The organism is Rhizobium gallicum bv. gallicum R602sp, from assembly GCF_000816845.1.
Taxonomy (GTDB): Bacteria; Pseudomonadota; Alphaproteobacteria; order Rhizobiales; family Rhizobiaceae; genus Rhizobium; species Rhizobium gallicum.
This window is the reverse complement of the sequence record NZ_CP006879.1, coordinates 332,585-345,273: the sequence shown is the minus strand read 5'-3', so window position 1 is coordinate 345,273 and position 12,689 is coordinate 332,585. Positions and strand designations below refer to the sequence as shown.

Here is a 12,689-nt window from a genome sequence, read left to right as displayed (position 1 = left end):
CCGTCACATCGCTTCCACGCACATGGCGACACCCATGCCGCCGCCGATGCAGAGCGTCGCCAATCCCTTTTTGGCGCCGCGGCGTTTCAGTTCGAAGAGCAGCGTGTTGAGCACGCGGGCGCCGGATGCGCCGATCGGGTGACCGATGGCAATGGCGCCACCGTTGACGTTGACGATATCGGGATTCCAGCCGAGGTCCTTGTTGACAGCGCAAGCCTGAGCGGCGAAGGCCTCGTTGGCTTCGACCAGTTCGACATCGCCGATCGCCCAGCCGGCTTTCGCCAGCGCCTTGCGCGAAGCCGGGATCGGGCCGGTGCCCATGACCTGCGGATCGACGCCGGCGGTTGCCCAGGAGATGATGCGGGCGAGCGGCTGGATGCCACGCTTGGAAGCCTGCGCCTCGGTCATCAACAGGGTGGCGGCGGCACCATCATTGAGGCCGGATGCGTTGCCGGCGGTCACGGTTCCTTGCTTGTCGAAGGCCGGACGCAGCTTGGTCATCTGGTCGAGCGTGGCGCCATGGCGGATATATTCATCCTGGTCGACGCTGACGTCACCCTTGCGGGTCTTGACGATGAACGGAACGATCTCATCGGCGAAGCGTCCCGCCTTCTGTGCCGCTTCCGCCTTGTTCTGCGAGGCGAGTGCGAAGGTGTCCTGCTCCTCGCGGCTGAGCTGCCACTGGCGCGCGACGTTCTCGGCGGTAATGCCCATGTGGTAGCCGTAGAAGGCGTCGGTCAGGCCGTCCTTGATCATCGTGTCGATCATCTTGAAGTCGCCCATCTTCACGCCGCCACGCAGGTGTGCGCAATGCGGCGCCATCGACATCGACTCCATGCCGCCGGCAATAATGATGTCTGCATCGCCGGATGCGATCTGCTGCATGCCGAGCGCCACGGCGCGAAGACCCGAGCCGCAAAGCTGGTTCATGCCCCAGGCGGTCGCTTCCTGCGGGAGGCCGGCCTTGATCGCCGCCTGGCGCGCCGGGTTCTGGCCCTCGCCGGCCTGCAGCACCTGGCCGAGGATCACCTCATCGACCTCACCCGCCTCGACGCCGGCGCGCTCGAGCACGCCCTTGATGACAGCGGCGCCGAGCTCATGTGCCGGCGTGTTGCTGAACGCGCCGTTGAAGGACCCGACCGCGGTGCGGGCGGCGCGGGCGATGACGATCGATGGGGTGCTCATGGTGGTCTCCTCTATGATCCGTGCGAAGCCGGCAGAGGCCGGCTCCAGCGTCTCGGCAATAAGCCGCAGGCCTAGTTGACGATGGTCGCCTCGGTGGCGCTGCGGATCTCGCTGTCGGTCACGCCCTCAGCAAGCTCGACCAGCTTCAGTCCGCCATCGACGACGTCGAGCACACCCAGATTGGTGATGATCCGATCGACGACGCTCTGTCCGGTCAGCGGCAGGGTGCATGCCTTCAGCACCTTGGATTCGCCGGCCTTGTTGGTGTGGTCCATGACGACGACCACCCGCTTGACGCCGGCAACGAGATCCATGGCGCCGCCCATGCCCTTGACGAGTTTGCCGGGGATCATCCAGTTGGCGAGGTCGCCGTTCTCGGACACTTCCATGGCGCCAAGGATTGCCATGGCGATCTTGCCGCCGCGGATCATTGCAAAGCTCTGCGCCGAGTCGAAGAAGGCCGAATGCGCCAGCGCCGTCACCGTCTGCTTGCCGGCATTGATCAGGTCGGCATCGATCTGGTCGTCCGTCGGAAAGGGACCGATGCCGAGCAGGCCGTTCTCCGACTGCAGCGTCACATGGACGCCTTCGGGAATATAATTGGCGACCAGCGTCGGAATGCCGATGCCGAGATTGACGTAAGTGCCGTCTTCGAGTTCACGGGCAGCCCGCGCCGCCATCTGGTTCCTGTCCCAGGCCATGTCTCTCTCCCCTTCCTTCAAGCCGCCGCGCGCGTGGTGCGCTGTTCGATGCGTTTCTCGTGCTGGCCCTGGAGCAGGCGATGCACATAGATCCCCGGCACGTGGATATGGTCGGGATCGAGGCTGCCGACTGGCACGATTTCCTCGACTTCGGCGACGCAAATCCTGCCGCAGGTGGCGGCCGGCGGATTGAAGTTGCGGGCCGTCTTGCGGAAGACGAGGTTGCCGGATGTATCCGCCTTCCAGGCCTTGACGATCGACAGGTCCGCGACAATCCCGGTCTCGAGAACATAGGTCTCGCCGTTGAAGGTCTTCTGTTCCTTGCCCTCGGCAACCACAGTGCCGACGCCTGTCTTCGTATAGAACCCGGCAATGCCGGCGCCGCCGGCACGCATACGCTCGGCCAGCGTCCCCTGCGGGTTGAACTCCAGTTCCAGTTCGCCGCTCAGGTACTGCCGCATGAACTCGGCGTTCTCGCCGACATAAGACGAGATCATCTTCCTGATCTGCTTGGTCTTCAGCAGCACGCCGAGACCGAAGTCGTCGACACCGCAATTGTTCGAGGCGATCGTCAAGTCCTTGGTGCCAGCCTCACGGATCGCGTCGATCAACAGCTCCGGAATGCCGCAAAGGCCAAAACCACCTGCCGCGATAAACATCCCGTCGAATAGAAGCCCTTCAAGTGCTGAATGCGGGTTGTCAAAGATTATGTTCATAAGCTCCCCATGGGTTCCCTTTTGCGGCTTACGATTTATTTTGCAGGTTTCAGACCGATGTGCAACAACTGTTTTAAAAAAAATCTTTTGATGCGTTTGTTCTCATTCGTCGTGCCCGAATGAGCGACTATTCGACGTTAAAGCTTAATGAGACAAACACTAAAAGAAAGGGGTCCTTGCATGCTCAACCATTGGGCGACGACCAAGGACATTGTTTAAGCAGTCACAGCAAGCGGCGCGACAGATCTTGGAGCATCCGCAGGGGTAGTGCTCGTTTAAATACCAGAGCTCGCCCCCAATGCCGGCGTGCATCCATTTAAATTCAAGCGGATCCGTCTCTCAGCGAACGAGGCCACCATCAAAGGTCGTTTCGCCGTGCTGCATAGAGTAGGCACGTCTATCTCGATCGGTGGATCCGAATTATCTGTCCAAATGGACGGTATTTCAAAAGCACGTGGTTTTGATCCCCACGTTTCAATTCCGAAAAGAGATTGTCGGTGACGATGCAAAACTCTCTAGTAAAAATGGGATGTTCAAAAGACTAGACGGGAGAGATCGGCGCCAGCCGACGCCGACGGAGCAACCCCCCAAGGAAACTCTCAGGCAAAGAAGACCGTCCTGTCGAACGATCTGGAGAGAGATGCCCAGAGCATCCACCGAAGGGGAACGCCGACCTTGCGACGTCGGCCAAGCTCTCAGGTAAACTGACAGATTTGGGGATCAGCCGCAGGCTTTACTCCCTGCACCCTTTGTCTTTTGGAGGCCTGAAAATGCCCAAGATTATTGTGATTGGCGCCGGCATCACCGGCGTATCGACAGCCTACGCCCTTCTTCAAGCGGGCCACGACGTTACTGTCGTGGAGAAGCAGCGATATGCCGCAATGGAGACGTCTTTTGCGAACGGTGGACAACTCTCTGCGAGCAACGCGGAAGTCTGGAACCACTGGTCGACCATATTCAAGGGCATCAAGTGGATGACACATCGCGACGCTCCCCTCCTAATGAATCCTACCCCGACATGGCACAAGTACAGCTGGCTGGCGGAATTCGTTTCGAACATCTCGCGTTATCGCGAAAACACCGTTTCCACAACGCGGCTTGCCATCGCCGCGCGGAAGCACATGTTCGAGATCGCAGAGCGCGAGGGAATAGATTTCGATCACGTACGTCGCGGGATCCTTCATGTATATTACGACAAGTCAGGCTATGATCATGCCGCCAAGGTCAACGAGATGTTGGTAGAGGGCGGTCTGGACAGAAGGCCAGTGACCACGGAGGAAATCCAGTCGATTGAACCTGCCCTCACCGGCGCCTTTTATGGGGGCTTCTACACCCCGTCCGATTCTACCGGGGACATCCACAAGTACACGACAGGGCTGGCCCGGATCTGTGAGCGAAAAGGGGCGACTTTCCTGTACGATGCGAGCGTAACCCGGGTGGAAAGGCGTGATCGGTTCCACGTTGCTTACGCCGCAGGGATGGCTTCAGGGAGCGCTCCTTCGGAGATCATCGAGGCGGACGGCATTGTCGTTTGCGCGGGCACGAGCAGCCGGAATTTTGCCTCGATGCTTGGAGATCGGCTTAACATCTATCCCGTCAAGGGATACTCGATAACCGCTCATCTGGAGGACGAGCTGTCGCAGAACTCTGCGCCGTGGGTGAGTATTCTCGATGACCGCGCCAAGATCGTCACCAGTAGGCTAGGAATGTCACGGTTTCGTGTGGCGGGAACCGCCGAGTTCAACGGGCTCAACCGCGACATCAGGGAAGACCGCGTCCGGCCGCTCGTTGACTGGACGCGCACGCTCTTTCCGGGAATTACAACAAACAAGGTCGTGCCTTGGGCAGGCCTCCGGCCCATGACGCCCAATATGATGCCCCGGGTCGGAAAAGGACGGCTGAATGGGGTGTTCTACAACACCGGCCACGGACATCTCGGATGGACGCTGTCGGCGGCGACAGCTGCCATGATCGCTGAGGCTGTAACCAAAGAATTTCCCGTCGACATGCGGCTGACCGCATAGTGCAGGAGGAACTATGGAAATCTCTGTTCACTCGGCGGAGCGTATCGAGATCGCGGGATTGCAGGTCGTTCGGGAGCTCCACGACTTCATGCGGGACGAGGCGTTGCCCGGCACGGGGATTGGCAACTCCGCCTTCTGGACGTCGTTTTCGTCGATCGTGCACGCTCTCAGCCCCCGCAACCGCGAACTCCTGAGGGTCCGTGAAGATATTCAAGAGAAGATCGACCATTGGTACCGCCGCAATGGCGCGCCGAAAGACCTTGCCAAGTACAAGGCTTTTCTCACTGAGATCGGCGATATCGCTTCCATCCCGGTCGAGCACCGCAGGATTGGTCATCAGGTGGCCGACGTTGCGCACCAGGAGCAGAGAGCGGGCACACAGCATGAACCGATTGCCGTCCGCGCTGGTGTATTCGACATCAGTTGCGAGCTTGCGCTTATAGACGAAATACCGGAAGGTATTATGGACGCGATGGTGACGGCAGCGATTGCGCGGCACGACATCGGCGGGAGGGGCGGGTGCCACGCCAACTCGCCCGCCGGATCCATGTATGCGGTAAAGCCGAAGATGCACGGGCCAGAGGAAGTCGCCTTCGCGGTGGAGCTTTTCAGCCGGGTCGAGCAGGCACTGGGCATGGCGCCCGATACCATCAAGATGGGCCTCATGGACGAAGCGTCGCACAACGGTGAACCTCAAGGAATGCATCCGCGCGGCGAGGAAGCGCATCGTCTTCATTAACACGGGTTTCCTCGACCGGACCGGCGACGAGATTCACACCTCGATGGAAGCCGGCCCGATGATCCGAAAAGCGGACATGAAAGACTCGCCGTGGATCTGCGCCTACGAAAATTGGAACGTCGACATCGGGTTCGCCTGCGGGCTTGACGGCCGAGCGCAGATCGGGAAGGGCATGTGGCCCATGCCGGACCTAATGGCCGCCATGCTCGAGCAGAAGATCGCTCATCCGATGGCCGGAGCGAACACCGCGTGGGTGCCCTCACCGATTGCCGCGACACTGCACGCCACGCATTACCACAAGGTCGACGTCCGCACTGTCCGGCGCACGCTGAAGAAGCGTGAGCGTGCGGGGCTTGACGACATCCTTACCGTGCCGATCGCTGCCAAGCTGGATTGCACACTGAAGGCCGTCAGAAGGAGCTCGACAACAACTGTCAGTCCATCCTCGGTTACGTGGTGCGCTGGATCGACCAGGGTATCGGCGGCTCCAAGATCCCCGACATCAACAATGTTGGATTGATCGAGGACCGTGCGACCTGCCGCATTTCCTCGCAACATATCGCTAACTGGATCCATCACCACGTCTGCACGCACGAGCAGGTATTGGAGACTTTGAAACGGATGGCGACCGTCGTGGACCGTCAGAATGCTGGAGATCCGCTGTACATGTCCATGACGCCTGACGTTGAAAACTCCAGCGCCTTCAAGGCCGCACGGGACCTGATCTTCAATGGCCGGAATCAGCCTAGCGGTTATACAGAACCAGTGCTGCATGCACGCAGGCTGGAGCTTAAGGCACGTCGGAACACCAACTCTTAAGGAAATGCAGAAATGACAACATTGAACCTGGAACGCGCGGCCGAGATCATTAGAGACCTTCTCCAGGGCTGGCGCGAAAGAGCTAAAACCTTTGAGCGTCGCGGTTCTTGATGCGGACGGTCATCTCATAGCTTTTCAGAAGCAGGATGGCGCTTCGATGCTCCGATTCGACATCGCCTTTGGAAAGGCCTACGGCGCGCTCGCCGTCGGATTCGGTTCCCGCTGGCTTGACAAGGCGTCAGCCGAGCGCCCTCATTTTGTTGCTGGCCTCAACGCCGTGTCTGGCGGCAGAATAGTGCCTGTGCCAGGCGGCGTACTCGTGCGTGATGCAAATGGAGCGTTGCTGGGCGCGGTAGGCATTACTGGAGACACTTCTGACAACGACGAGGCAGTGGCCATCGCGGCCGTCGAGGCAGTCGGCTTGGTGGTCCAGCCAAGCTGAGGGGTACGCTTGAGAACGGTTCACAACTGGGCACTGTGCGCAAATCATACCTCGCGTGCGCCGAAGCAGCTCTCCCGAATCCAATATCTGCAAGAAAGGGCGGGAAACCATCGCGCAGGTTGTTTCTCTTCGGCGGATTACCGAATGACTCCAAGTTCCTTACCAACTTCGGTGAACGCCTCTACCGCCCTGTCGATATCTTCGCTTGAATGCCCTGCAGACATTTGCGTGCGGATGCGCGCCTGGCCCTTGGGTACGACTGGGAAGGAGAAACCTATAACGTAGATGCCGCGCGTCAGCATCCTCGACGCCATTTGCTGCGCGATGGAAGCGTCGCCGAGCATCACGGGGATGATGGGATGGTCGGCGCCAGCGAGAGTGAAACCGGCCTTTGTCATCTTTGAACGGAAGCGCTCAGCATTGGCGTAGAGCTTTTCGCGCAAGGTATTGCCGCCTTCGATAATGTCGAAAGCCTTAAGCGAAGCCCCTGCTATCGCCGGCATCAGGGTGTTCGAGAACAGGTATGGCCGTGAGCGTTGGCGCAGCCACTCGACGAGCTCGCACTTACCTGACGTATAGCCGCCAGAAGCTCCCCCCAATGCCTTGCCGAGTGTGCCGGTGATGATGTCCACCCTCCCCTCGACACCGCAGTGTTCCGCCGAGCCGCGCCCGTGTTTGCCTACGAACCCCACCGCGTGGCTGTCGTCCACCATGACCATGGCACCATATTTGTCCGCGATATCGCACACGCCGCCGAGATTGGCGATAATCCCGTCCATCGAGAACACGCCATCCGTGGCGATCAGCTTGAACCGGCTGCCTTCCGCCTTCTTGAGCTCCTCTTCCAACGCCGCCATGTCATTGTTGGCATAACGGTAGCGCCTCGCCTTCGAAAGCCGCACGCCGTCGATGATCGATGCATGATTAAGCGCATCGGAAATGATCACGTCCTCTTCACCGAGCAATGTTTCAAACAGGCCGCCATTCGCGTCGTAGCAGGACGAGTAGAGAACCGTATCCTCCAGACCGAGGAAGGCTGAGATCCGAGCCTCAAGCTGCTTGTGCTTTTCCTGCGTGCCGCAGATAAAACGCACCGACGCCATGCCGTAACCGTAGCGGTCCAACGCAGTCTTGGCGGCTTCGCGCAAATACTCGTTGTCGGCGAGACCGAGATAGTTGTTGGCACAGAGGTTCAACACCCGGCTGCCGCCCGCCACCTCGATCTCGGAAGACTGCATCGATGTAACGATGCGTTCGGATTTGTAGAGTCCGGAGGATTTCAGTCGTTCTAACTCGCTCGATAAGTAGGAAATGAAGGCGCTTGTCATAAGTTTCTGCCGGTGAGATTGCAACACACAGGCGCCCCCCGCTTTTCCGGGTGGAGCCGCCTGTTCGACGATCATGGTTTTGGTTCACGGATACGCGACGGCGGTCGACCAAGCAGGGTCAGAATGCTTCTGCCAGTACAGATCCATCAGTTGGCGCGTCAGGTCACCAACCCTCCCATCTCCGATAGCCAATCCGTCGACTTGGGTAACCGGCATGATGCCTCCGGCAGTCGACGTAATAAACACCTCGTCGGCCTGCTTCAGCTCGTCGCGCGTTAGGTCCGCGGCGGTAACGCCGAGCTCAGTTTGCCTGCATAGGTCGAACACAGTCTGTCGCGTGATGCCAGGAAGAACTCCGAAGGCCGGCGTCTTAAGCTTGCCGTCTTTAACCGTGAAGACGTTGAACCCCGGTCCTTCGGCGATGTTACCGTTGGTATCCATTATAAGCGCGGTCTCGGCGCCTAAGTCGTAGGCGTCGAAGAGTCCTTTCACGAGATCGAGCCAATGGTAGTTCTTGATCGATGGATCGACCGAGTTTGGAGGAATCCTCACGGTGTCGCTCACAGCGACATGCAGTCCGCGCTCGAGCTGTTCCTTGTTCGCGACGGAGCCGAACGGCACGGCGAAGGCGATGAACCGATTCTCCGCCTCACGCGGGTCGCGGCTAAATGTTGCTGAGCCGCCGCGCGTGCAGATCATTTCGACGTAAGACGACTTATGGCCCGAAAGAGCGACGCAGTTCGCGAGAATCTTCTCTATTTCCTCGCGGCTGTACGGAAGCTTCATGCGAAGTCGCTCCATCCCCCTGAAGAAGCGATCAAGATGGAGGTCGAGCCGGAAGAAGCGGCCTTCCCAGACATGGACGGTGTCGTAAGTTGCGTCGGAATGAAGAAAGCCCCAGTCCAGGACCGAGACCTTTGCCTCCGACATCGGGAGGTACTGCCCGTCCATGAACGCGACACCGTTAGGATATCGGCGGTTATCCTCATGATGGGGTTCGACCTTGGGCAGATCTGTTGTCGTCCTAATCGTTGCGATTGTCATCTATTGATTCCTCCGAACATTGCTGGGACAGGCCAGCTCGGTTTCTTTCATCACGCTGCCACGGCTGGCCTGCAAGCCAGGCGACCGCTTTCGCAAGTATTCCTTGAAGCTTCATTAACTGTCTCTCCTCAGCCGTGACTTCATGACTGTTTTGAATGGGAGCTAGTCCAAGGCGCAAATGAAGCTGATTGCATTGCTTTAATCGCAGAAATCGTTGCATGAATAACGATCAAACTGGGGCTCCAGGCGCAACGCCCGCGTCAAAAAGCTAACGCTGACGACCGGAATCGCACCGATACGCGAGAACCAGGTTGGATCGAGCTGCAGCATTGGCCAGCAGTCAAAATCAATGATCAAAGTCCCCCACGGGTGAAAATCGCATCCGAGGGGATGGAGAGCCGTTCCTTCGTCTGACTCTGAGTGGCTGAACGGCGTCCGAGGTTTTTTTGGGAACTCGCGGCTTTCGAGCAGGGACCTCGCTGCACCGGCGAACAGGCGGTGTGCTCTACCTACAAGGCTGTCGGTGGGTTGTGGGTAAAGGCTAACTCAAGAATATGCCAGATCAGTCGGATCTTGGTGGGTGGGGCCGGGCAACTCCCATGGATGGCGACATGGCGATTTGATACTGATCGATCAGCTTGCGCATCGGAATGAAATGAGCGCTTCATAGTATGGGCGCAAACGACTTGTTTAGCTGCATATTGTGACGTAAAAGTTAATCTTCGAGGGACAGTCATGCTGGCGAAGTTGCAGCACTTCCAGAGTGCACTCGGAGTGTAAGCGCATCTTGTTCCGGTTACTCTGGACGTAGGACCTTCAATGGACGATCTAGACCGACGAATACTTGCCGCGATGCAGCAGAATAATCGGCATTCCTTCGCCGAGCTAGCTGACCTTGTGGGTTCATCGGCGGCGTCCTGCATGCGGCGGGTGAATAAGCTCCGAGCCGACGGCGTGATTATTGCTGACATTTCTCTGATAGAGCCGAAGGCGGTCGGAAAGTCGCTGACCGTGATCGTCAACGTGGAATTGGACCGGGAGCGCCTCGACCTAGTCGATGAATTCAAACGCGCGATGAGGGCCGCGAAGGAGGTCACACAATGTTATATGGTGACAGGCGACGCTGATTTCGTTCTCATCGTTGCGGTGGAGGATGTCGAAGCGTTTGATGTTTTCGTCAAGACCAAGCTCTATACCAATCCCAATGTGCGAAAATTCCGAAGTATGATTGCTCTAGACAGAGTAAAATTCGAGCCTCGCATGCTTGTGTAGGGCAGACGTACCGCACCCCATAGATGAACTTATATAGCAGTGCCGACTGTAGTCAGCTGATTATCAATGTTAGAGCGGTGTATCCTGACCGAGCGTTACCCCATGAGGAACCGGAGTGCGCAGACGAACTGCTGGTACGAGATGAAATTGGAAGGCTGGACATCGTCCAGGCTCAGCCGATCGGGCGATCGGCAAAAATAAAGGCAAAACTTGCGACCGCACAAAGATGGTACTTTTGCGTCATGTCCCTCGATGTACCGGGATTCGGCCGTCCCGGATCTCGTGGCTGAAGGGTGGTTTGCGACCCCAATCCTCTCGGTAGGAGACATTTCTCAAAGCAACCACCAATTGCCGCGACTGGGGGCTTAGTTCAATCCGCAATATCTTTCCGGCTCCGGCGCGCGAGACCCGCGTGCCTGAGACCCGGCTTACTGTCGCCGGCGACACGCCCGTCTGCCTGCGCGTCGAGCCCGGCTGGGCAGCGGCAATCTCGTCCGCAACCTTTGGCGGGATCCGCGCCGGGTTCGTCTTCGTGGGGACGAACGATCCGCGTGCCAGCGGATCCTTTACATCGGGAGCACTCAATCCAGCCCAGTGACCTTCGACGTCATGCCATAAATCCGCGCCGCATGGTCTCTGGAAAGACGGCTTAATAACGCACGCGCCATCTCCTGTCGACGCAAAGCCTAAAGGGAAATCCCTTGGTTGTTCAGTTGTTCATTTGGCCCTCCGAGAATCACTGGAGCTAGACAACCTCAGCTTTCCCGGTAGGGCCAAATGAAATAGCGCCCTGAAAGCTCACAATTAGAGAGCGCTGCCTGAGCTCGACGGGTCGGCTCCGCTCTTATACGATTCGTTATCTAGCCGCTCAACGGCATTCACCATTCCTATGTGGGTGTGGGGATCGTACCCACTAGGGCTGATCTTAAACCCTCTCGCCTCGAGGTGCGCTCGCGCATCGGGCCAAAAATCCAGGTGCATTCGGAGCTTGCCGTCCTTTGGAAAGACGCGGGGCTTCGCAAGTAGATCCGCCATATCTTCGCGAAATCCAAGGCCAATCCTTAAAAACAGCAGATAGGTGAGAGACCCAAGGATCCGCTCGCTCCCAGCGGAACCGATGGCGAGCATAGGTCTACCGGCCATCTCAACGATGAGCGGCGACATTTCGGTGACATCGTGCGTTTGACCTTCAAAGAGCAGATTTGATTTCATTGCATAGCTGTAGCCCAGCGCAGCACCGAACCAAGATGCCTTCGAACCAAACCAAGGGCCGATCGAAGTCGTGAACGACAGGAAGTCGTCGCCGGTAGCGATCGCAAAGTGATTAGTGTTGGTGTCATCAGTCCAACTATCTGGTCCGGGGAAGTACGTAGCGCCTAACTGTTCCCACAATGACTCGACGGGCGCATCAAGTAGACGGATGACGCGGTCTGCGATAGCGATGGCTTCCGACGAAATATCGATGTCGACGGACGGACGCCGGATTTTGGGTTCAAGGGTGCCAACGGCAAAAGGTATCCGATCAAGAAGGAGGATGGTGGATAAGACATAGGCCTCCATCGCACGCGAAAAGTCGCGCAGCGCTTCACGTCGACGGAGTTCCACAGTCACCGCGGCGCCGAGCAGGATCCACGTCCCCCACGTCTCAACTGCACCAGTTGTGAGAAGACGCTGGCGTCGCCCATCGAGATCGAGGTCGAGCATGCGGGGAGTTGGCTGTCGAACGCGGTTTTCGAGAGTTTCCTCAGGGTGCCAAGGTCCGGGATCCCTCGCCCGCAGGGTTTGCCAGAAATCATCCTCACTTTCAGATTCGCCGAGAATCCGAAGGAGGTTTGCTAGTTGCGGGTTTTGGATATGTTTACGAATCTCACCCCTGTTCTCCAGATAAATCGCATTAAGCGATCTGTCCAAAACACCTTCCTGGCTTTCGAGAGCAATCTTCAGCCCCTCTGAGGGAGCAAAGCCTTGTTGGGCGAGCGCGGTAGCCGGTGCGACCAGAGCACTTGCTGGGAGGCGCAAACGGCCGCTGCGTTTTAAGGAATACCAAGCAGCTATGTTACCCGGGACTGGTACAGTCGATTCTGCTGCAAAACGGACTGCGGTGGGGGCATTTAGACTACCTGTCTCACCGGAAACGGAAAAGACGCCCTGCATGCGGCCAAAAGGGCTGCAATTGGCCGGATCCGTCACCCAAGCGCACGCGAGAGCGGCAAGATACATGTCGAAGATGCCGCCGCCATGTTGCCTGATAATGTTTGCTGCGGCCGTGGCTGAGGGTACGGGAGTAGCGATACCGAAGCCTTTGCTGCTGTGGATATGAAAGGGTGTGTCGGAGCTCATGCGGTGTTCCTAACTTTGGCAGTCGTTTTCACATATTGATCTAGTGTGGGAATTCCGAGCATTTCGCTCTCTGGCGTCA

At 58.1% G+C, this 12,689-nt stretch carries 9 protein-coding genes, 3 pseudogenes and 1 riboswitch; of the genes and pseudogenes, 6 read left to right on the top strand and 6 right to left on the bottom strand.

Annotation, left to right across the window (positions count from 1 at the left end; all coding sequences use genetic code 11):
* Nucleotides 1-3: 3 nt before the first annotated feature.
* The 3 genes from RGR602_RS22605 to RGR602_RS22595 form a co-directional block, all read right to left on the bottom strand.
* On the bottom strand, nucleotides 4-1,185 hold the full coding sequence (locus RGR602_RS22605; RefSeq protein WP_040114322.1) for an acetyl-CoA C-acetyltransferase: 1,182 nt from the start codon (nucleotides 1,183-1,185) through the stop codon (nucleotides 4-6).
* 71 nt (nucleotides 1,186-1,256) lie between these two features.
* The gene (locus RGR602_RS22600) at nucleotides 1,257-1,886 is read right to left on the bottom strand and encodes a 3-oxoacid CoA-transferase subunit B (RefSeq protein ID WP_040114321.1); all 630 of its coding nucleotides are present in this window, start codon (nucleotides 1,884-1,886) and stop codon (nucleotides 1,257-1,259) included.
* Between the two features lie 17 nt (nucleotides 1,887-1,903).
* Nucleotides 1,904-2,602: a CoA transferase subunit A gene (locus RGR602_RS22595; protein WP_040114320.1), complete on the bottom strand. Its 699-nt coding sequence runs from the start codon at nucleotides 2,600-2,602 to the stop codon at nucleotides 1,904-1,906.
* A gap of 536 nt (nucleotides 2,603-3,138) precedes the next feature.
* Nucleotides 3,139-3,228: riboswitch (glycine riboswitch) on the top strand.
* A gap of 144 nt (nucleotides 3,229-3,372) precedes the next feature.
* Here RGR602_RS22595 and RGR602_RS22590 point away from each other — a divergent pair.
* The 4 genes and pseudogenes from RGR602_RS22590 to RGR602_RS22580 all read left to right on the top strand — a co-directional run bounded on the left by RGR602_RS22590 (nucleotide 3,373) and on the right by RGR602_RS22580 (nucleotide 6,626).
* Complete coding sequence (locus tag RGR602_RS22590; RefSeq protein ID WP_040114319.1) at nucleotides 3,373-4,626, top strand: D-amino acid dehydrogenase; 1,254 nt, start codon at nucleotides 3,373-3,375, stop codon at nucleotides 4,624-4,626.
* Nucleotides 4,627-4,639: 13 nt separating this feature from the next.
* A pseudogene (locus RGR602_RS39470) lies at nucleotides 4,640-4,864 on the top strand (hypothetical protein); the annotation flags it as partial.
* A gap of 204 nt (nucleotides 4,865-5,068) precedes the next feature.
* A pseudogene (locus tag RGR602_RS22585) lies at nucleotides 5,069-6,184 on the top strand (malate synthase G); the annotation flags it as partial.
* A 12-nt stretch (nucleotides 6,185-6,196) separates the two neighbouring features.
* Nucleotides 6,197-6,626, top strand: a pseudogene (locus tag RGR602_RS22580) (GlcG/HbpS family heme-binding protein).
* A 137-nt stretch (nucleotides 6,627-6,763) separates the two neighbouring features.
* Here the strand turns inward: RGR602_RS22580 and RGR602_RS22575 are convergent.
* Nucleotides 6,764-7,954 (bottom strand): glycine C-acetyltransferase, encoded by a 1,191-nt coding sequence (locus tag RGR602_RS22575; RefSeq protein WP_040114318.1) that lies wholly within the window; start codon nucleotides 7,952-7,954, stop codon nucleotides 6,764-6,766.
* An 84-nt stretch (nucleotides 7,955-8,038) separates the two neighbouring features.
* The gene (locus RGR602_RS22570) at nucleotides 8,039-8,998 is read right to left on the bottom strand and encodes an aminotransferase class IV (protein ID WP_040114317.1); all 960 of its coding nucleotides are present in this window, start codon (nucleotides 8,996-8,998) and stop codon (nucleotides 8,039-8,041) included.
* 819 nt (nucleotides 8,999-9,817) lie between these two features.
* Here RGR602_RS22570 and RGR602_RS22565 point away from each other — a divergent pair.
* Together RGR602_RS22565 and RGR602_RS37510 are read left to right on the top strand one after the other, a co-directional pair.
* Nucleotides 9,818-10,270, top strand: a complete 453-nt coding sequence (locus RGR602_RS22565) for an Lrp/AsnC family transcriptional regulator (RefSeq protein WP_040114316.1) — start codon at nucleotides 9,818-9,820, stop codon at nucleotides 10,268-10,270.
* A 412-nt stretch (nucleotides 10,271-10,682) separates the two neighbouring features.
* Complete coding sequence (locus tag RGR602_RS37510; RefSeq protein WP_133941614.1) at nucleotides 10,683-10,868, top strand: hypothetical protein; 186 nt, start codon at nucleotides 10,683-10,685, stop codon at nucleotides 10,866-10,868.
* 206 nt (nucleotides 10,869-11,074) lie between these two features.
* Here the strand turns inward: RGR602_RS37510 and RGR602_RS22560 are convergent, their stop codons facing one another.
* Nucleotides 11,075-12,610 carry a gamma-glutamyltransferase gene (locus RGR602_RS22560; RefSeq protein ID WP_040114315.1) on the bottom strand — a complete coding sequence of 512 codons (1,536 nt, stop codon included), beginning with the start codon at nucleotides 12,608-12,610 and terminating at the stop codon, nucleotides 11,075-11,077.
* Between the last annotated feature and the right edge of the window lie 79 nt (nucleotides 12,611-12,689).